Origin of the sequence: Streptomyces sp. NPDC102467, from assembly GCF_044765445.1 — a bacterium.
Lineage (GTDB): Bacteria > Actinomycetota > Actinomycetes > Streptomycetales > Streptomycetaceae > Streptomyces.
Genome location: NZ_JBIWKA010000004.1, coordinates 47,808 through 66,038 on the forward strand (window position 1 = coordinate 47,808; position 18,231 = coordinate 66,038).

Genomic DNA, 18,231 nt, shown 5'->3' on the forward strand with positions numbered 1-18,231 from the left:
AGTCTGGATTCTGAGAACAGTTCTCCGCGGCTGTCACATTCGTGGGGCCCCGTCGGTTCTCCGTTGACGACGGGCGCTCCATCGGGGAGCGCCCCGCGTCCGAAGGAGCTGATGCGCGGTGACCACGATCCTGGTGACCGGCGGTACCGGAACGCTCGGCCGGCTCGTCACCGAGCGGCTGCGCGGAGACGGGCACGAGGTGCGGGGCTTGAGCAGGCACGCCGAGCCGTACGCCGTGGACCTGCGGGAAGGCGGGCCCACCCTGGGCCGGGCGGTCGACGGGGTGGACGTGATCGTGCACTGCGCGTCGACACCGAAGGGCGGTGACGAGCGGGCGGCGCGGAATCTGATCGAGGCCGCGCGCCGGGCGCAGGTCCCGCACCTCGTCTACATCTCGATCGTCGGCGTGGACCGGGTGCCGTTCGGCTACTACAAGACGAAGCACGCGGTGGAGCGGCTGATCGAGGAGTCCGGGCTCGGCTGGACGGTGCTGCGCACTACGCAGTTCCACGACCTCGTCCGCACGATGCTGCGCGGCTTCGCGAGGCTTCCCGTGATGCTGCTCCCCGCGGGCGTCGACGACCAGCCGATCGAGGTGGCCGAAGTGGCGGACCGGCTCGCCGAGTTGGCGCTCGAGGCCCCAGCCGGGCGGGTGGCCGACATGGGCGGTCCCGAGGTCCTTACGTTCCCGGAGCTGGCCCGCGCGTATCTGCGCGCGGAGGGCAGACGCCGACCGGTGCTCAGCGTCCCGCTGGCGGGGAAGACGTATCGCGCGTTCCGCTCGGGCGGGCACCTCGCGCCTCAACAAGCGGTGGGCAGGCGCACGTTCGAGGAGTACGTGAAGGAAGAGCGCGTCGCACGCTGATCCGGGGTGCCGTTCGGCCGGGACCGGGCGCCCGCTATGCGGCGGGTGCCCGTCCCCCCGCCCCGAACACGTCCTCCTGCGCCGCTTCGCGCGCCATCAGCAGCGCCCCGCGCAGCACCGCACCGCCGCCGAGCGCACCGGCCCGCACCTCCGTCGCGAGCGGTGACATCGCGGCCAGCCGCTCCGCGACCCGGCGGGCCAGCACATCGCCCCCGGCCCGCCCGACCTCCCCGGCCAGCACCACGCAGCCGGGGTCGAGCACCGCCACCACGGCAGCGGCGCCAAGGACCACCCGGTCGGCCAGGGCGTCCAGGAAGGGGTCCGCACCGGATGCCACGGCGTCGCGCACCACGTCGGCCGCCCGCTCCACCGGCTGCCCGCGCCCCACGAGCCCGTGCTCGACGGCCAGTTCGAGGATGGCCCGCGACCCGGTGAGGGAGTGGAAACCCCCGTCGCACCCGGTGGCGGAGGGCAGCCCGGCCGTGCCCGGCACCGGCAGGAACCCGACCTCCCCGGTTCCGCCGGAGGCGCCGCGCCGCAGCTTTCCGTCCAGCACGACGGCCGCCCCGACGCCGAGCCCGAGCCAGAGCAGTACAAAGGTGTCCCGGTCCCGGGTGGCGCCGTCGCGCTGCTCGGCGAGGGCCGCGAGGTTCGTCTCGTTCTCCACCAGCACCCGTGCCGTGAGCCGCTCCTGGAGCGCCGGGACAAGCCGCCTGTGCCACTCCGGCAGGCCGGTGGAGTTGCGCAGTTCCCCGGACACCGGGTCGATCAGGCCGGGGGCGCCCACGCCCACGGTGTGCAGGTGCCCGGCGCCGGCCTCCTTCGCCGTCCGTTCCAGGAAGGCGACCGCGCGCTCGACGGCGGCGCCCGTCTCCTCGCCCTCCTCGACAGGCAGCTCCGCCTGCGCGAGCACCGTGCCGAGCAGGTCGGCGACGACCAGGCGGACACCTTCGGTGCGCACGTCGAGCGAGGCGAGGTGCGCGCGGTCGGCGACGATCCCGTAGAGCCGGGCGTTCGGGCCGCGCCGCTGGGCACCGGCCTCCCCGACGACCTCGACGAACCCGGAGGCGGTGAGGCGCTCGACGAGGTCGGCGACGGAGGGCCGGGACAGGCCGGTGAGGTCCTTCAACTGCCCTGCGGTCAGCGGGCCTTCGTCCTGCAGGAAGCGCAGCGCGAGCCGGTCGTTGATGGCTCGGGCGGTCCTCGGTGATGCGGGCATGGCCGGATCCTACGCCGAAACGGGGTAACTATCAGGCAGGGTTCCTGATAGTTTACGGCGGCGCCCTGGGGATACCGGTGGGACGCGCATGGGGACCGTACTGGGAGGGGCTCGCGGGATGAGTGAAGTGACGTATGCGCCAAGGGAGTTGAAACGGGCGCGCTACGCCGTCGCGACCGTGTTCTGCGTCCACGGGGCGGTGACCGGCTCGTTCGCGACCCGCGTCCCATGGATCCAGGAGCACGCGGGCGTGAGCGCGGGCCAGCTCGGCCTGGCGCTCGCCTTCCCCGCGATCGGCGCCTCCGTGGCGATGCCGCTGGCCGGCCGGCTGAGCCACCGGTTCGGCGCGCGGACGGCGCTGCGCGGACTGCTCGCCCTGTGGACGCTCGCCCTCGTCCTGCCCTCGCTCGCCCCGAATCTGCTCACGCTCTGCGCGGTGCTCTGCGTCTACGGCGCCACGGCCGGCATGTCGGACGTGGCGATGAACGCGCTCGGGGTGGAGGTCGAGACCCGCCTCGACAAATCGATCATGTCGGGGCTGCACGGTATGTGGAGCGCGGGCGCGCTCATCGGCTCGGCGGGCGGCACGCTCGCCGCGCACATAGGGGCCGATGCCCGGCTGCATCACCTGCTGGCCGCGGCGGTACTGACCGCGGCCGGGCTCGTCGCCTGCCGATGGGTGCTCGACCTGCGTCCGGGGGAGGACGAGGAGCCGCCGCCGCGGTTCACGCTGCCGCCGAAGTCGGCCCTGCTCATCGGCGCGGTCGGGTTCTGCGCCGTCTTCGCGGAGGGCGCGAGCCTGGACTGGTCGGCGGTGTATCTGCGGGACGTGCTGGACACCTCGGCAGGGCTCGCGGCCGCCTGCACCACGGCGTTCACGCTCACCATGGCCGTGGCACGGATCGCCGGGGACGCCGTGGTGGACCGGTTCGGCGCGGTGCGCACCGTACGGCTGAGCGGGATCGTGGCCACGCTCGGCGCGCTGCTCGTGGTCCTGGCCCCGAATCCGCCGGTCGCGATGGCCGGGTTCGGTCTGCTGGGCCTCGGCATCGCGGTCGTCGTGCCGCTCGCCTTCGCGGCGGCGGGGCGCAGCGGCCCGAATCCGAGCCAGGCCATCGCGGGCGTCGCCACGATCACCTACACCTCGGGCCTGATCGCGCCGTCGGCCATCGGCACGGTCGCCGACGCGACGAGCCTGGTGGTGTCGTTCGGCCTGGTGACGGCGTTGACCTGCGGGCTGATGCTGTTCGCGGGAGTGCTGCGCGGCGCCGACCGCACGCGGGCGGCGGAACCGGACGCGGCCGTGGCCCGCACGAACTGAAACCCTGCCGGGCGTCAGCGCACCACCGGCTCCCCCATGCGGAACCGGTGGTGCGCTGCAGCCGGGCGGGACCCGCACCTCGTACGTGCCCCAGCCCGTCGTGACGCCGCGGAGACTGCTCACCCCGCGATCGAGTCCAATTGCTCGGCCGCGGGCCGCAGCGTCCACAGATCGCCGCCGGGCGGCGCTTCCAGCTTCGGAACGGCCCTGCGCGCGGCCGCGTCCCCCGCGTCGGCCGCGGCCCGGACGACGTCGCTCGCCGCGAAGCGGTGGAACTCCAGCTCCGGGTAGGGCCAGGCGCTCGCTCCCGTCGCCGCGGGCAGCAGCACGTCCACGGCCTTGAACAGGCTCTGCCCGTCGGGGCCTCGGTACCCCCACAGATCGACGCCGACGTGGCGCCCGATGGCGGCGAGCCGGGTGTAGGCGACCAGGTCGAAGGTCGAGTAGTGCCAGCTGCGGGTGCGGGCCAGCTCCTGCGGCTGGGTGCCGTCACCCGCGATCTGCGAGTCGACGCGCTTGCCACGGGCATCGAGGACGGTACGGCGCGCGAGGTCCGTGTCGCCGGTCGCGTAGGCGAGGGCGGCGACCTGCATGTCGTAGAAGGTGCCGTGGTTGTTGTCGGCGGCGCCTTCCTGCTTGCCGAAGTCGCTGTGCACGAGCCAGCCGAGGAAGTCCTTGTTCCACTTCCCCATGCCCGCGCGGTCGGTCCTCGACCAGCCGGGGGCGCCGGTGGCGAGGAGGGCGACGGCGTCGACGACGCTCGTGTACGACTGCGAGAAGTCGATGATGCCGATGGCGCGGCCGTCGTACTTGCAGGGGATGAACTGGGCGTGGTCCAGGTTCGGGTTCATCTTCGTGCCCGCGTCGAGGAACCAGGTGCGCAGGACCTGCCCGGCCTTTTCGGCGTACCGCTTCTGGCCCGTGTAGTACCAGGCGAGAGCGAGGTCGTAGGTGGAGTCGAAGACCTTCTCGACGTCCTGCCGGTCGGTGCCGGTGTCGACCTCGGGGTTGCGTTCCCCGTCGCGCTGCACGTAGGGGCAGCCCCACGGGTTGTCCGCGGTGGGGCTGGTGGAAGGCCACCAGTACGGGGCCTGGCTCAGGTAGTCGTGGACGTCGCCGCCCGGTGCGGGCTTCGGCTTGTCGACGACGGTCCACGGCCCCTGGTCCAGCCAGCCGTCGGCGCGTGCTGTCAAGTCCTTGAGGGAGCGCCTCAGTTGGCGGTCTCCGTGGGCCAGGCGGAGCTTGGTCTGCTGAAGGCGCTTGCCGTCCAGGACGGCGGTTCTGGGGGCCGCGTCGCGGGGGGCGGCGTCCGCGGTCGGTATCAGGACGGCGGTCAGAGCGGCCGCGGCCACGACGAGGGCGCCGAAGCGCATCCGAGGTCTTGCACGCATCACAGGGCTCCATTCAGACCATGTACTAGGTCATGTGCTAGGTCATGTATCTGAACGATGTTCACGGATAAGTGCGCCTGAGAGTAGACCTCCGACCTCTCCTCAACAAGAAGTGCGGCACACGAGAAAAGGGCCGGAGAAGGAGGGCGGCCGGTCCTCGCACTTACGTGCCTCTAACATGAAGCGATCGTTTCGAGCCACAGAAAGCAGAACTCACATGGACCTCGGCGTGCGCTGGAAACTGCACGGCGACGGGCGCACCCCGGCTCCCGGAGCCGTCGTCCGCCCCGACGAGCGGCTGTCGTGGCCGCGCACGATCGGACTCGGCGCCCAGCACGTGGTCGCCATGTTCGGCGCCTCGTTCGTCGCGCCGGTCCTGATGGGGCTCGACCCGAACCTCGCGATCATGATGTCCGGCGTCGCGACGGTGATCTTCCTGCTCTCGACGCGCGGCCGGGTGCCCAGCTACCTCGGCTGTTCGCTCTCCTTCGTGGGCGTCGCGGCCGTGATCCGGGCCCAGGGCGGCTCCAGCGCCACGGTGACCGGCGCCGTCCTCGTCGTCGGTGCCGTGCTGTTCCTCGTGGGTGTCGCGGTGCAGAAAATCGGGGCGCGGATCATTCACGCCGCGATGCCGCCGATCGTCACCGGCGCGGTCGTCATGCTGATCGGCTTCAACCTGGCGCCGGTCACGGCCTCCACGTACTGGCCCACCGACCAGTGGACGGCGCTCCTCGTGATGCTGTTCACCGGATTGGCCGTGGTGTGCCTGCGCGGATTCTGGTCGCGCGTCGCGATCTTCCTCGGCCTGCTCTTCGGCTACGGCATCTCCTGGGTCTTCGACCGGATCTTCGGCAGGATCCACTCGGTGAACGGCGGCACAGCGGCCGTCGACCACTGGCGCCTCGACCTCTCCGCCGTCGGCAAGGCGGACTGGGTCGGCCTGCCCTCCTTCCACGCGCCGTCCTTCCAGTGGTCCGCGATCCTCGTCGCGCTGCCCGTGGTCATCGCCCTGATCGCGGAGAACGCCGGGCACGTCAAGGCCGTGGGCGAGATGACCGGTGACAACCTCGACGACAAGCTCGGCACCGCGATCTCGGCGGACGGCGCCGCCTCGATGCTCTCCACCGCCGTCGGCGGCCCGCCCAACACCACGTACTCCGAGAACATCGGCGTCATGGCCGCGACCCGCGTCTACTCGACGGCGGCCTACTGGGCCGCGGCCGGATTCGCTCTCCTCTTCGGCCTGTGCCCCAAGTTCGGCGCGATCGTCGCGGCCATCCCTGGCGGTGTGCTCGGCGGCATCACCGTCATTCTCTACGGCATGATCGGCCTGCTCGGCGCGCAGATCTGGATCAACGCCAAGGTGGATCTGCGCAACCCGCTGAACCTGGTGCCGGCCGCCGCGGGCATCATCATCGGCGTCGGCAACGTCTCCCTGAAGTTCACCGACACCTTCTCCCTCAGCGGTATCGCCCTCGGCACGATCGTCGTGATCACCGGCTATCACGCGCTGCGCGCCATGGCACCCGCGCACCTCAAGTCGCAGGAGCCCCTGCTGGATTCGGGCACGTCGACCTACGACGAGAACGGCGACACCGAAGCCGGCGACAAGCGCGCGGGTCAGTCGGCCAGTTCGTAGGCGTAGTCGGGCGTGAACGTGCCGGCCTCGCCCTTGCAGCCGTCGGACTCGCCCGGAAGCTTCACCCACAGGTAGGCGTCGATCGCGGACCGACCGGTCCGCAGAGTCGGCGCCTGCCCCAGTTTCCGGCCCTCCGGATCGCACCAGGCACCGTTCGCCGGCGCGCCGTTGCCGTTGCGGCTGGTGTCGATGACGGCGCCGAGACCGCTCGGCCCGCCCATGGCCGCGAGGACACCGCGCGCGTACGCGCTCTCGTCCGAGGTCCAGTTGAAGTTCGAGACGTTGGTGAAGATCCCGTCGGACGAGGCGGCCGACGCCGCGCCCGCCTGCCGCAGCCGCGCGGCCTGGGTGCCGATCGGGTTCCAGTCGGAGTGCCCGGCGTCGTAGTAGACGCGCGCCCGCGGATTCACCGCCTTCATGACCCGCCCCGCGCGCGCCAATGCCGCGTACCGGTCCGCCCGTTGCGCCTCGCTCAGACACTCCGTCTCCGACACGGCGTCCGGCTCCAGGATCACGATGACCTCGCGGGAGCCGAGCCCCGCCGCGAACCGGTCGATCCAGTCGTCGTACGCGCCCCGGTCCGGGGCCCCGCCGTCGGAGGCGCCCCCGCAGTCGCGCTGGGGGATCGCGTAGGGCACGACCACCGGGACCTGTCCCGCGCTCCTCGCCCCGGAGGTCACGGCCCGCACCCGGCCCGTGATGGTGTCCGGGTGGAAGTCGGCGAACCAGACGGCCGCCGGACGGTCCGCTATCCGGGACTCGATGAGGGCGCGGCGCGGGTCGGAGCGGTGGGCCCGCACCCACTCCAGGACCTGCGACTCGCCATGGCTGTACAGCCGGGTCGAGGCGGGTGCCACCGGGGCCCCGCTCGACGGACCCGACCGGGTGGGCGCCGACTTCACGGGTTCCGGTCGCGGTGAACTCCGCGCCGGTGAGGGTGCGTTCGTGCTCGGGCTCGGGCCCGCGCTCGACACGGCGGGCAACGGCCGCATGACCGGCGACTCACTGACCCTGGGCCGCGCCTCGTCACCGCCGTCGGGGCCGTCGCCGAACGCGGACACCAGGCCCGCGACCGTCCCGACGGCGACCACGGCGGAGGCCGCGGCGACCATCGCGCCGCGCCCCCGGCGGGCCGCGGCGCTTCGCCGCTCGGCGAGCTGGCGCGCACGTGAACCTGACACCGGCCGTCCCCTCTTGTCGCGCTCCCCGGGCCGGCCGTTCGCTCGTTCTGGGGAAGCCCCGGGCCAGCCGACACCCGCGTCAGCCTACGGCTGCGACCCTTCGTCCATGGCGCAGTCGGAACGGATCGCAGTGACTCACACGCCCGCCTCACCCGGGGTCGACGCGGTGCTCGCGCGGATGCGCGCCCTCGCCCTCGACCTGCCGCCCCGGGACGGTGTGGCGGTCTTCAACCGCGTCTACCTCTCCGTCACGGAGGCGGTCGACCGGGCCATCGACGGCGGTGCGGCGGGCGGCTTCCTGGACCGGACCGCCGCGATCACGCTGGACGTCCGCTTCGCGGAGCGGTACCTCACGGCGGTCGACGCGGCATCGCTCGGGGTCCGCGGACCCGCGTGCTGGCGCCCGCTGTTCCAGTTCCGCCGCCATCCCGGCGTACGTCCCCTGCAGTTCGCGCTCGCGGGCATCAACGCGCACATCGGCCACGATCTGGCGCTGGCCGTGGTGGACGCCTGTCGTACGCTCGGCTGCGAACCGGGCGTACTGGAGGACGAGTTCGAGCGCGTGGGCGACATCCTCGTCACGCTGGAGGAGCACATCCGCGAAGAGCTGATGCCGGGCCCCGATCTCCTCCAGGTCGCCGATCCGCTCACGCATCTGCTCGGCTCGTGGAGTCTGGAGCGGGCCCGCGACGCCGCGTGGGGGGCGGCCCGCGCGCTGTGGGCGCTGCGTGACCTCCCGTGCCTGGAGGCCGAGTTCAGGCAGCGTCTGGACACCTCGGTGGGCCTGGTGGGGCGCATGCTGCTCACCCCGCTGCCCGACTGAGAGCCGCCCGCCCCGACGGGCACGGAACTCTCGGGTGATCCCCGCACGTTGAACCGTGCGGACACCCGCTGCGCATGCGACGAAGGAGCACGGTATGGCGACCCGACTCGGTCTCGGCCTCCCGCAGATGAAGCAGTACGACATCGGCCGGGACATCCCCGACGTGGCGCGCGCGGCGGAGGCGACGGGGTACGAGAGCCTCTGGGTCTTCGAGCGCATCCTGTTCCCCGAGCCCGCCCGGCAGGGGCTCTACGGGATCCCGGGTCTCCCCTGGCCGGAGCGGTACCGCTCGGTCGCCGACCCGCTCGTCTCGCTCACGCTCGCCGCGGCGGCCACCTCCCGCGCCCGGCTCGGCACCAGCGTCCTGGTGGCGCCGCTGCACGTCCCCTTCCAACTGGCCCGTACCCTCGCCACGTTGGACGCGGCGAGCGGCGGCCGGGTCGTCGCCGGTCTCGGTACCGGCTGGTCCCACGACGAGTACGCGGCGGCCTCCGTGGCCCCGTTCGAGCGGCGCGGCCAGGTCCTGGACGAGCTGATCGACGTGTGCCGCGCGGTGTGGGGCCCCGACCCGGTGGCGTACGAGGGTGAGTTGACGCGCATCGCCCCGTCCGCCGTCGGGCCCAAGCCGGCCCGCCCCGTCCCGATCCTGCTCCCGGCGAACAGTGCGAAGGCCGCGCGCCGACTGGTCGACCGCGCGGACGGCTGGATGCCCGCGGCCATGGGCGCAGGGCCGCTCAAGAAGCAGTGGGACGAGCTGCGGGCCCTCGCGCAGGAGCGGGGCCGCACGGCCCCGTTGCAGAGCGTGCTGCGGGCCAACGCGCTCTATACGCCCGAGGCCTACACGGCCGACGACCGCCGGCCGTTCCAGGGCAGCACGGACCAGATCGTCGAGGACCTGGTCGCGCACGACGAGGTGGGTCTGGAGGAGATCCTCATCGAGCTCCAGGGCGGTCTCCGCGACGCCCAGGAACTCAAGGACGTGGCGACGGAGGTCTACGAGAAGGCGCGGGCAGCCGGGATCTAGAGATCCGGATCCAGAGATCCGAGGTCCAGAGATCCGAGGTCCAGAGATCCAGAGATCTAGTCCTCCGGCAGCTCCACCGGTGCGATCTCGTCGTACAGGTCGCCCGGTCCCGGGTTGGTCGCGTCCGTGGCGCCGCCCAGGTGGTGCATCACGCCCCACACGGCGTTGAGCGCGGTCTGCACGGCGCCCTCGGCCCAGCCGGCCGTCCACGAGATGTCGTCACCGGCGAGGAAGATGCCGCGCCGGTCCGCGGGCAGCCGGTCCTGCATGAAGTGGGTGAACAGGCGCCGCTGGTAGCGGTAGTGCCCCGGCAGGTTCGCCTTGAACGCGCCCATGAAGTAGGGCTCGTTCTCCCAGGACACGGTCACCGGGTTGCCGATGATGTGCCCCCGGATGTCGACCTTGGGATAGATCTCGCCGAGCGACTTGAGCATGACTTCGAGCCGCTCGTTGGCGGAGAGCGGCAGCCACTTCAGGCTGTCGTCGCACCACGTGTAGGAGAGGCAGATGACGGCGGGCTTGTCCGGACCGTCGTCCAGCAGGTACGTGCCGCGCGTCATCCGGTCGGTGAGCGTCATCGACATGGTGTCGCGGCCGGTGGTCTCGTCCTTGTCCAGCCAGAACGGCCGGTCGACGGGCACGAACAGCTTGCTGGACTCCATGTAGTGGGTCCGCTCGATCGCCGTCCAGTGGTCGATCGGGAAGAGCTGGTCGTCGCACGCCACCTTGGAGAGCAGCATCCAGGACTGCGCGGTGAAGATCGCGGTCCGGTACGTGCGGATGTCCCCGTCGGCGTCCGTGACCGTGATGTGGTTCCCGGCGGTCCTGGCGAGCCGGGTCACCGCGGGCCGCGGCGTCCGGTCCGCGTGCAGTGAGGCGAGGGAGGTGCCGGGCGCCCAGTGCACGATCTTCCCGGGCTCGCGCTCCCACAGCCGCAGCGGCAGCTGCTGCGAGCCGCCGACGATGCCCCGGTGGTGGTCGTCGGCCTCGGTGTAGACGACGCGCAGGATCTCCAGGATCGAGTTCGGGAAGTCGGTGTCCCAGCCGCCCGTGCCGAAGCCGACCTGGCCGAAGATCTCCCGGTGCCGGAAGGACTTGAAGGCTTCGGACTGGCAGAGGAACCCGTAGAAGGTCTGGTTGTCGAGCTTGTCGACGAGCTGCGACCAGATCTCCCGGATGCGCGGCACGTCCCGCTCGCGCATCGCCTGGTTCATGTCGGTGAAGTCGGCGCCCTCCTCCAGACAGGCGCTCCACGCGGCCGCGACGTCGCGGTAGACCTGCGGCAGGTCGTCGATCGTCTCGGCGTAGTGGCTCTCGCCCTTGAGGTCGACGACGGTCGAAGGGGTCGCAGGCGAGAGGGGGTTGGGGAACGGCTGGGTGTGCAGGCCCACCAGGTCGATGTAGTGCTGCAGCGCCGTCGACGACGGCGGGAAGCGCATCGCGCCCATCTCGGCGCTCAGCCCGGCCGCGTCCGGCGGCGTGCCGTCGAAGCCGACCGTGCGCAGCCGGCCGCCGATCTTGTCCGCCTCGTAGACGACGGGCTTGAGGCCCATCTTCATCAGCTCGTAGGCGGCGACGATGCCGGACAGGCCACCGCCGATGACGGCGACCTCGGTGCCGTGCTCGGGGGCCGGTATCTGCCCGAGGCCCGCCGGGTGGGCGAGGAAGTCGTCGTACGCGTACGGGAAGTCCGGACCGAACATGGTGATCGGCGGCTGCGCTTCGGTGTGCTGGACGGCGTTGGGCACCGTGGACGTCATGGGGTACGGACTCCTTGCGGATGCGCGGATACGCGGATTCGGGTTCGCGGCGACGACGGCATGGCTGTGCTCAGCGACGTACATCAGGGAGGTCGCAAGGGGCTGCCCACGACCGATACGACGGTACGTTTGCGCTGGTGGGCGCGACAAGACACGTCTGTTGCGTCTCAGCGTGCGATCTGTTGCGCCGGTCGCGGCCGAAACGGCGATCCGTTGCGCGGGGTCAGACGGGCGAGCCGGAGGTGAAGCGGCGCATCAGTGGGGAGAGCACGAGCACGGACTTCGTCCGCTCGACGAACGGCTCCCCCGCGATCCGCTCAAGGACCCGCTCGAAGTGCCGCATGTCGGAGGCGAAGACCTGGACGAGGGCGTCCGCGTCACCCGTGACGGTGGAGGCGGCCGACACCTCGGGATACCGCTCCAGGCCCCGCCGGATCGCGTCCGGCGAGGTGTTGCGGCGGCAGTAGATCTCGATGAACCCCTCGGTCTCCCAGCCGAGCGCGGCCGGGTCGACCCGCACGGTGAAACCGGTGATCGCTCCGGTGGCCCGCAGCCGGTCCACGCGCCGCTTCACGGCGGGGGCGGACAGGCCGACCAGCTGGCCGATGTCGGAGTAGGAGCGGCGGGCGTCCTCGGCGAGGGCGTGCACGATGCGTTCGTCGAGATCGTTCAGCAAGGCAGGCGGTTCACTTCTGTGCTTCTCCGGACTTCTGTGCTGCTCCGGCCTCCCCGGCCGCCGGGGAGGCGAGACGGGAGCGACGCACCCCGTAGCAGAAGTAGAACACGAGCCCGACGGCCATCCAGACACCGAAGACAATCCACGTGATGACGGACAGACTGCCCATCATCCAGAGGCAGAGCGCGAAGCCGATGACCGGGAAGAGCGGCGACAGCGGCACCCGGAAGGTGCGCTTCATGTCGGGCCGGGTCCGGCGCAGCACGATCACGGCGATGTTGACCAGGGCGAAGGCGAAGAGCGTGCCGATGCTCGTGGCGTCGGCGAGCTGGCCCAGCGGGACGGCGGCGGCGAGCACCCCGCAGAACAGGGACACGATGACGGTGTTGGCGCGCGGCGCCCCGGTCTTCGGATGGACCTTGGAGAAGACCTTGGGCACGAGCCCGTCCCGGCCCATGGCGAACAGGACGCGGGTCTGCCCGTAGAGGACGGTCAGCACGACGGACGCGATGGCGATGACCGCGCCGGCGGCGAGCAGCGTCGCCCAGAAGGACTGTCCCGTCACGTCCTTCATGATCCCGGCGAGCGTCGCCTCCGAGTCGTTGAACTGCTTCCAGGGCCGGGCTCCTACCGCGACCGCGGCGACGATGACGTACAGCGCGGTGACGATGACGAGCGAGAGCATGATCGCCCGCGGCAGGTCGCGCTGCGGGTTCTTGGCCTCCTCACCGGCGGTGGAGGCGGCGTCGAAGCCGATGTAGGAGAAGAACAGCGTGGCACCGGCGGCGCTGACGCCCGCCATGCCGAGCGGCATGAAGTGCTCGTAGTTGCCGGACTGGAAGCCCTTGAGGCCGATGGCGCAGAACAGCAGCAGCGACACGATCTTCACGACGACCATGATCGTGTTGGCGCGGGCCGACTCCTTGGCGCCGCCCAGCAGGAAGACCATGGCGAGCAGCACCACGATGAGCGCGGGCAGGTTGAAGATGCCGCCGTCGCCGGGCGGCGCGGAGAGCACGTCCGGGATCGTGACGCCGATGGTGCCGTCGAGCAGTTCGTTGAGGTATTCGCCCCAGCCGACGGCGACGGCCGCGACGGACACCCCGTACTCCAGGATCAGACACCAGCCGCAGATCCAGGCGATCAGCTCACCCATCGTTGCGTATGCGTACGAGTAGGAGGACCCGGCGACCGGGATGGTCCCGGCCAGTTCGGCGTACGAGAGGGCCGAGAAGAGGGCCGTCAGGCCCGCGATGACGAACGACAGGGTGACGGCGGGGCCGGCCTTCGGGACGGCTTCGCCGAGGACCACGAAGATGCCGGTGCCCAACGTGGCGCCGATGCTGATCATGGTCAGCTGCCAGAGTCCGAGCGAGCGGCGCAGCGTGCCGCCCTCTCCCTGGCCACCCTCGGCGACCAGGCGTTCCACCGGCTTGCGGCGCATCAGACGGGCGCCGAGGCCCGCGGGCGCGGACTCGGCGTGCGGGGTGCGCTGGGGTGCGCCGTGATCGAGCACGGACTGGCTCCTTCATCGCTGCCTGGTTGGGGGGCGGCCGCGGTGAGAAAGCACACGGCGGTCACATCCCGATCGGGGACCGCCGAGCAGGCTGTCCCCCGCCGTGCCACGTACAGCGGACGACTCTAGAGGACTCGGCTTCCCAGCTGTAATGCAGCAACCTTGCGCACCCTCGGGTGATCGTTGCGCGGATCCCCGCTGTGCGGGCGTTCGTTGCGGCGTCCGTTTCGTCTGTTGCGCTCCGTGTGTTCAGGGTCACACCCCATGACACGGACTGACTCCGAGGTTCAGGGGTACACGGTGGGGCCGTCCCGTGCCCCGGCCGTACGTCAGGCCGCACGGGACGGCTGTGCGTCAACCTCGGGTTGAGGCGACAAACGTTCGATGTGTGCATCATGTGCAGGATGCACATGGCCGTCGAAGAAGTACGAGAAGAATGGTGTGAGAGGGGCTTGTGAGTACCAGCGAGACCGACATCCGCAATCTGCTGCTCGAGGCGCTGCGCGACCAGGAGGCACAGATCGCCGACCGGTGGACCCTGCTCCAGCTGGAGCAGGCGGCCCTCGGCACCGACATGTCCGAGAGTGAGCTGCGCGAGGAGGCGCATCTGCTCATCGACGCCCTCACCGAGGCGTTGGCCAGCGACACCCCGGTGGGGCGACTGGTGACGTCGCACCACAACCTGCGTACGACGGTGACCAACCTGTCGCTGCGCCGGGTCAGGGCCGGGGCCACGCCCACCGACACCTCGCTCGCCGTCCTCTCCCTCAAGGAGGCGCTCCTCGCGGCGGTACAGCACACCACCCGCGACACGAGCGAGCTGTTCTCGGCGGCCGTACTGGTCAACCGGATGCTGGACGCCGCCGGCGCCCTCTCCTTCGAGACCTACGTCGAGGGGCGCGAGGAGATCATCCAGCGGCAGAGCCGCCAGCTGATGGAACTGTCCACGCCCGTCGTGCGGCTCTGGCGGCACGTGCTGGCCGTCCCACTGATCGGCACCCTGGACACGGCCCGCACCCAGATCGTCATGGAGTCGCTGCTGCAGGCGATCCAGGACGACGAGGCCAAGATCGCCATCATCGACATCACCGGTGTGCTGACCGTCGACACGGCGGTCGCCCAGCACCTCATGCACACCGTCAACGCGGTCCGTCTGATGGGCGCGGACTGTGTCATCAGCGGCATCCGGCCGCCCATCGCCCAGACCATCGCCCAGTTGGGGATCGACCTGTCCACCATCCTGACCCGCGCGACGCTGGCCGACGCGCTGGCCGACGCGGTGCGGCTGACCGACCAGCCGGCCGTCGGCTTCACCGTGACGGAATCGGCACCGCGGTGAACACCCCTCGCCCGACGGGCGTCCCCATTCTGCGGCTCGCGGATGTCCTGGTGACAGGACTGCTCAACGAGCTGGACGACCGGTCCGCGGTCGCGTTCACCGACGAGCTGACCGAGCGGATCGTGTCCGATCGCGCCCGCGGTGTGCTCATCGACATCTCCCGGCTCGAGCTCATCGACTCGTTCGTGGCCCGCACGCTGATGGAACTGACCACGATGGCCCGCCTGTTGGGCGCCCGGGTCATCGTCGCGGGCATGCGCCCCGCCGTCGCGATCACCCTGGTCGAACTGGGCATCCGGCTGACCGGCGTGGAGACGGCGCTCAACGCCGAGCAGGGCCTCACCGCACTCGGCTGGCAGCGGACCCCGGAGGGCCCAGGCCGTGACCATGTCGGATGAGCTTGCCGCGCACACGATGCGCCCCGGCCCGTCGCAGGTGGCCGTCCGCCGCGACTACGAAGTGCGCTCGGAGGACGACCTGCTGACGGTCCGTCACGCCGTGCGCGCGGCGACCGTCGAGTGCGGGTTCGGTCTGGTCGACCAGACCCGGGTGGTGACCGCCGCGAGCGAGCTGGCCCGCAACGCCTACATCCACGGAGGGGGCGGCACCCTGACCGTCGAGCTGCTCAAGCGGCGGGGCGCCGACGGGATCCGCCTCGTCATCAAGGACGAGGGGCCCGGCATCCCGGACATGGGCGCGGCGATGACGGACGGCTGGACCTCGGGCAGCGGTCTCGGCCACGGCCTGGGCGGCGCCCGGCGACTGATGGACGAGTTCGACGTCGACACCCGGCCCGGTGTCGGCACGACGGTCACCGTGGCGCGCTGGACGGTGCGGTGACTGCCTTCACCGACATCGCCGTGACCGCCCACGTCGCCGTCGACCACTCCAGCGCCGTGCACCACGCGGCGACGCTGGCCAGGGACGCGGCACGCGCGGGCGGCCTCGGCGACACCGTCGCCGAGCGGGCCGCGGTGCTCACCAGCGAACTCGCCGGGAACCTGCTGCGGCACGCGGTCGGCGGCGCCGTCTACGTGCAGCGCCACCCGCAGGGCGGCGGGATCGACGTGATCGCCATCGACCGGGGCCCCGGCATGGCGAGCCCCGACCGGTCCATGGTCGACGGATACAGCACGGCCGGGTCCCTCGGCGCCGGCATGGGCGCGGCCCGGCGGCTCGCGGACGAGCTGACCCTGCGCACCCTGCCGGGTGTCGGCACGCTGATCTGCGCCCGCTTCCACGCGCCGGGAGCAGTCCCGGCGCGGGCCGATGTCGGCCTGCTCTGTCTGCCCCTGCGGGGTGAGGAGGAGTGTGGGGACAGCGCGGCCGTGGCCGACGCGCCGGGCGGCCGGACGGCCCTCGTCGTGGACGGTCTCGGGCACGGCGCCGAGGCCGCGGAGGCGAGCGCCGCCGCCGTGCGGGTGTTCCACGAGGGCCCGGAGCGGCCCCTGCCGGAGCTGCTCACGGCGATGGACCGGGCGCTGCGCGGGGGGCGCGGCGCCGCCGTCGGCCTGCTGCGGCTGCGGCCCGGATCGGCGGAGCACTGCGGGATCGGCAACGTACGACTGCTGCTCGTCGGCCATGACGGCGTCGGGTCCCGAGCCGTTGGGCAGCCGGGCGTGGTCGGCTGGAACATGCCGCGCCCGCTGCCGCGTTCCCTGCCCATGCCCGAGACGAGCGCGGCGGTGCTGCACAGCGACGGCATCGCGGCGCGCTGGGCGGACACCGCCACCCCGTTCCTGCTGGGGCTGCCGCCCCGGTTGCTGGCCGCGGCGCTCGGCCACGGCCACCGTTCGGCTCGGGACGACGCGACTGCCCTGGTCACCGGGGCGGCAAGGAGGAATTCATGACCGATCGGGCCGCCGCGCCTGCGCAGCGCACGACCCATCGCTCCCCGGCCGAACTACGCGCGGCAGTGCGGGAGTTGGCGGTCACGTTCCGCCTGTCGGCCGAGCTGCGCACCCGGCTGACCCTGTCCGTGGCCCGCGTCGCGGAGTCCGAACTGCGGGCGGGGCGGCCTGTCACGCTGGAGTCCGCGCACGAACAGGCCGCGCACGGGCGGGCGTTGACGGTACGCCTCCAGGCTCCGCAGACGCCCTGGGCGGCGCCGGTCGAGGCGCTGCCGCTGCCCGCGCGGCGCGAGGCGGACACCACGGTGTGGCACGTACCGCTGCCCGGGCAACGGCTGCCGACGGCGCTGGAGTCCACCGGGCCCTCCCCCACCGAACTCCTGGAGGAGGAACTGCGCGTCGCGGTGGCCCGCGCCGACGCCCTGGAGGCCGACCGCCGCCGGCTCACCCACGAACTGGACGAGACGAACAGCGGAGTCCTCGCCCTGTACGTCCAGTTGGAGGAGCGCGACGAGCAACTGCGCCGCGCCCACGGCCAGATGCTCCGCGAACTGGAGGACGCGCTGCGTCCCGGGCCGATGAAGGTCGACGGGCTCGAACTGGCCATCCACTACGCGCCCGCGGGCACGGACGCACCGACGGGCGGCGACCTCTACGACTGGTTCCAGCTCCCCGACGGCACCGTGCACATCACGATCGTGGACGCGCTCGGCCACGGCCTCACGAGTACCAGCAGCGCCCTGAACGTGACGCACGCCGTCCGCACGCTCGCCCTGGAGGGCCACCCCCTGGAGACGATCGTCGCGCGCACCGACGAGATCCTGCTGCCCTACGACCGCGAGCTGATGGCGACGGTCCTGCTGGTCCGTATCGACCCGGTCTCGGGCCGCGTCGTCATCGCCAACGGCAGCCACCCGCCGCCCCTCCTCGTGGCCGAGGACGGCACCACCCGGTTCCTCGAAGTGCGCGGCCGGGGCATCGGCTACCCGATGGCGGGCAGCGACCGGCTGTGGCACGAGCAGCTCGACCCGGGCGACCTGCTCGTGCTGTACACGGACGGCCTCACCGAGAGCCGCCGCGACCCGTACGAGGGAGAGCGCCGGCTCGTCTCGGCGGCCGTCCGGCACCGGCACCTCCCGACCGCCGAGATTCCCGGCGCCCTGGCCGAGGAGATGCACACCGTGATCCTGCACCCGGACGACACACTCGCCCTGACCGTACGGAGAAGCCGATGACGCCCGCGGCACCTGAGTCCATACCCGACGGGCCGCACGCCCCGCTGACCCGCGCCGTCACCGACGGTCCCGCCGGCCCGGTCATCACGCTCACCGGCGACCTCGACTACGAGACGGCGCCGGAGCTGCTCGCCTCGGTGACGGCGCTCGAAGCTCCGGCCGGCACCACGGTCACCCTCGACCTGTGGGGCGTCCGGTTCTTCGACTCGGGTGGCATCAACGTGCTGCTGCGGGCCCGTACCGCGCTGCACGACCGGGACGCCGAGCTGGCCGTGCGCCGCCTCTCCCCCGTCGTCGAGCGGATCTTCCGCATCACGGGCCTCGACACGGTGCTGGATCCGGGCGCACCGACCGCGTCCCGGAGCGATGAAGATCCGGCTGCTGGGTAGCTG

Annotated in this window: 17 protein-coding genes; 11 read left to right on the forward strand and 6 right to left on the reverse strand. The window is 71.8% G+C overall.

Annotated features, from left to right (window positions below; translation table 11 throughout):
* Nucleotides 1–118: 118 nt before the first annotated feature.
* Nucleotides 119–865, forward strand: coding sequence for an SDR family oxidoreductase (locus tag ACIREE_RS08780; RefSeq protein WP_404148337.1), 747 nt, complete (start codon nt 119–121; stop codon nt 863–865).
* A 34-nt stretch (nt 866–899) separates the two neighbouring features.
* On the opposite strand, the gene ACIREE_RS08785 is transcribed toward ACIREE_RS08780, so the two are convergent.
* Nucleotides 900–2,084 carry an ROK family transcriptional regulator gene (locus tag ACIREE_RS08785; protein WP_404148339.1) on the reverse strand — a complete coding sequence of 395 codons (1,185 nt, stop codon included), beginning with the start codon at nt 2,082–2,084 and terminating at the stop codon, nt 900–902.
* A 118-nt stretch (nt 2,085–2,202) separates the two neighbouring features.
* Between ACIREE_RS08785 and ACIREE_RS08790 the strand changes: the two genes are divergently transcribed.
* On the forward strand, nt 2,203–3,405 hold the full coding sequence (locus ACIREE_RS08790; protein WP_404148342.1) for an MFS transporter: 1,203 nt from the start codon (nt 2,203–2,205) through the stop codon (nt 3,403–3,405).
* 119 nt (nt 3,406–3,524) lie between these two features.
* Here ACIREE_RS08790 and ACIREE_RS08795 read toward each other — a convergent pair whose 3' ends face one another.
* Nucleotides 3,525–4,796, reverse strand: coding sequence for an alginate lyase family protein (locus ACIREE_RS08795; protein ID WP_404148344.1), 1,272 nt, complete (start codon nt 4,794–4,796; stop codon nt 3,525–3,527).
* A 217-nt stretch (nt 4,797–5,013) separates the two neighbouring features.
* Here ACIREE_RS08795 and ACIREE_RS08800 point away from each other — a divergent pair, with 217 nt between their 5' ends.
* Nucleotides 5,014–6,435 (forward strand): uracil-xanthine permease family protein, encoded by a 1,422-nt coding sequence (locus tag ACIREE_RS08800; RefSeq protein WP_404148347.1) that lies wholly within the window; start codon nt 5,014–5,016, stop codon nt 6,433–6,435.
* On the opposite strand, the gene ACIREE_RS08805 is transcribed toward ACIREE_RS08800, so the two are convergent.
* Nucleotides 6,417–7,547 carry a glycoside hydrolase family 6 protein gene (locus tag ACIREE_RS08805; RefSeq protein ID WP_404149365.1) on the reverse strand — a complete coding sequence of 377 codons (1,131 nt, stop codon included), beginning with the start codon at nt 7,545–7,547 and terminating at the stop codon, nt 6,417–6,419. The genes ACIREE_RS08800 and ACIREE_RS08805 overlap by 19 nt on opposite strands.
* A gap of 175 nt (nt 7,548–7,722) precedes the next feature.
* Between ACIREE_RS08805 and ACIREE_RS08810 the strand changes: the two genes are divergently transcribed.
* Nucleotides 7,723–8,439 carry a DUF5995 family protein gene (locus ACIREE_RS08810; protein ID WP_404148349.1) on the forward strand — a complete coding sequence of 239 codons (717 nt, stop codon included), beginning with the start codon at nt 7,723–7,725 and terminating at the stop codon, nt 8,437–8,439.
* A 94-nt stretch (nt 8,440–8,533) separates the two neighbouring features.
* Entirely contained in the window at nt 8,534–9,463 is a 930-nt protein-coding gene (locus tag ACIREE_RS08815; RefSeq protein ID WP_404148351.1) for an LLM class F420-dependent oxidoreductase, read from the forward strand.
* 56 nt (nt 9,464–9,519) lie between these two features.
* On the opposite strand, the gene ACIREE_RS08820 is transcribed toward ACIREE_RS08815, so the two are convergent.
* The 3 genes from ACIREE_RS08820 to ACIREE_RS08830 all read right to left on the reverse strand — a co-directional run bounded on the left by ACIREE_RS08820 (nt 9,520) and on the right by ACIREE_RS08830 (nt 13,415).
* Complete coding sequence (locus tag ACIREE_RS08820; RefSeq protein WP_404148353.1) at nt 9,520–11,223, reverse strand: flavin monoamine oxidase family protein; 1,704 nt, start codon at nt 11,221–11,223, stop codon at nt 9,520–9,522.
* A gap of 223 nt (nt 11,224–11,446) precedes the next feature.
* On the reverse strand, nt 11,447–11,899 hold the full coding sequence (locus tag ACIREE_RS08825; protein ID WP_404148356.1) for an Lrp/AsnC family transcriptional regulator: 453 nt from the start codon (nt 11,897–11,899) through the stop codon (nt 11,447–11,449).
* A gap of 10 nt (nt 11,900–11,909) precedes the next feature.
* The gene (locus ACIREE_RS08830; RefSeq protein WP_404148359.1) at nt 11,910–13,415 is read right to left on the reverse strand and encodes an amino acid permease; all 1,506 of its coding nucleotides are present in this window, start codon (nt 13,413–13,415) and stop codon (nt 11,910–11,912) included.
* Nucleotides 13,416–13,869: 454 nt separating this feature from the next.
* Between ACIREE_RS08830 and ACIREE_RS08835 the strand changes: the two genes are divergently transcribed.
* Genes ACIREE_RS08835 through ACIREE_RS08860 form a run of 6 tightly spaced genes read left to right on the forward strand, consistent with a single transcriptional unit; the run spans nt 13,870 to nt 18,228 of the window.
* Nucleotides 13,870–14,754, forward strand: a complete 885-nt coding sequence (locus tag ACIREE_RS08835; protein ID WP_404148361.1) for an STAS domain-containing protein — start codon at nt 13,870–13,872, stop codon at nt 14,752–14,754.
* Nucleotides 14,751–15,152 (forward strand): STAS domain-containing protein, encoded by a 402-nt coding sequence (locus ACIREE_RS08840; protein WP_404148364.1) that lies wholly within the window; start codon nt 14,751–14,753, stop codon nt 15,150–15,152. Before ACIREE_RS08835 ends, ACIREE_RS08840 begins: the two co-directional genes overlap by 4 nt.
* A 16-nt stretch (nt 15,153–15,168) precedes the next feature.
* Entirely contained in the window at nt 15,169–15,594 is a 426-nt protein-coding gene (locus ACIREE_RS08845) for an ATP-binding protein (RefSeq protein WP_404149367.1), read from the forward strand.
* Entirely contained in the window at nt 15,591–16,604 is a 1,014-nt protein-coding gene (locus tag ACIREE_RS08850) for an ATP-binding protein (RefSeq protein ID WP_404148366.1), read from the forward strand. The genes ACIREE_RS08845 and ACIREE_RS08850 overlap by 4 nt, the downstream gene beginning before the upstream one ends.
* Complete coding sequence (locus ACIREE_RS08855; RefSeq protein ID WP_404148369.1) at nt 16,601–17,839, forward strand: PP2C family protein-serine/threonine phosphatase; 1,239 nt, start codon at nt 16,601–16,603, stop codon at nt 17,837–17,839. Before ACIREE_RS08850 ends, ACIREE_RS08855 begins: the two co-directional genes overlap by 4 nt.
* Nucleotides 17,836–18,228: an STAS domain-containing protein gene (locus tag ACIREE_RS08860; protein ID WP_404148372.1), complete on the forward strand. Its 393-nt coding sequence runs from the start codon at nt 17,836–17,838 to the stop codon at nt 18,226–18,228. The genes ACIREE_RS08855 and ACIREE_RS08860 overlap by 4 nt, the downstream gene beginning before the upstream one ends.
* Nucleotides 18,229–18,231 lie beyond the last annotated feature (3 nt).

Coding starts and splice junctions, on each gene's coding strand:
- ACIREE_RS08785 (WP_404148339.1), bottom strand. CDS start 2,084: ATGCCCGCATCACCGAGGACCGCCCGAGCCATCAACGACCGGCTCGCG.
- ACIREE_RS08790 (WP_404148342.1), top strand. CDS start 2,203: ATGAGTGAAGTGACGTATGCGCCAAGGGAGTTGAAACGGGCGCGCTAC.
- ACIREE_RS08795 (WP_404148344.1), bottom strand. CDS start 4,796: ATGCGTGCAAGACCTCGGATGCGCTTCGGCGCCCTCGTCGTGGCCGCG.
- ACIREE_RS08800 (WP_404148347.1), top strand. CDS start 5,014: ATGGACCTCGGCGTGCGCTGGAAACTGCACGGCGACGGGCGCACCCCG.
- ACIREE_RS08805 (WP_404149365.1), bottom strand. CDS start 7,547: ATGGTCGCCGCGGCCTCCGCCGTGGTCGCCGTCGGGACGGTCGCGGGC.
- ACIREE_RS08810 (WP_404148349.1), top strand. CDS start 7,723: ATGGCGCAGTCGGAACGGATCGCAGTGACTCACACGCCCGCCTCACCC.
- ACIREE_RS08815 (WP_404148351.1), top strand. CDS start 8,534: ATGGCGACCCGACTCGGTCTCGGCCTCCCGCAGATGAAGCAGTACGAC.
- ACIREE_RS08820 (WP_404148353.1), bottom strand. CDS start 11,223: ATGACGTCCACGGTGCCCAACGCCGTCCAGCACACCGAAGCGCAGCCG.
- ACIREE_RS08845 (WP_404149367.1), top strand. CDS start 15,169: ATGCGCCCCGGCCCGTCGCAGGTGGCCGTCCGCCGCGACTACGAAGTG.
- ACIREE_RS08855 (WP_404148369.1), top strand. CDS start 16,601: ATGACCGATCGGGCCGCCGCGCCTGCGCAGCGCACGACCCATCGCTCC.
- ACIREE_RS08860 (WP_404148372.1), top strand. CDS start 17,836: ATGACGCCCGCGGCACCTGAGTCCATACCCGACGGGCCGCACGCCCCG.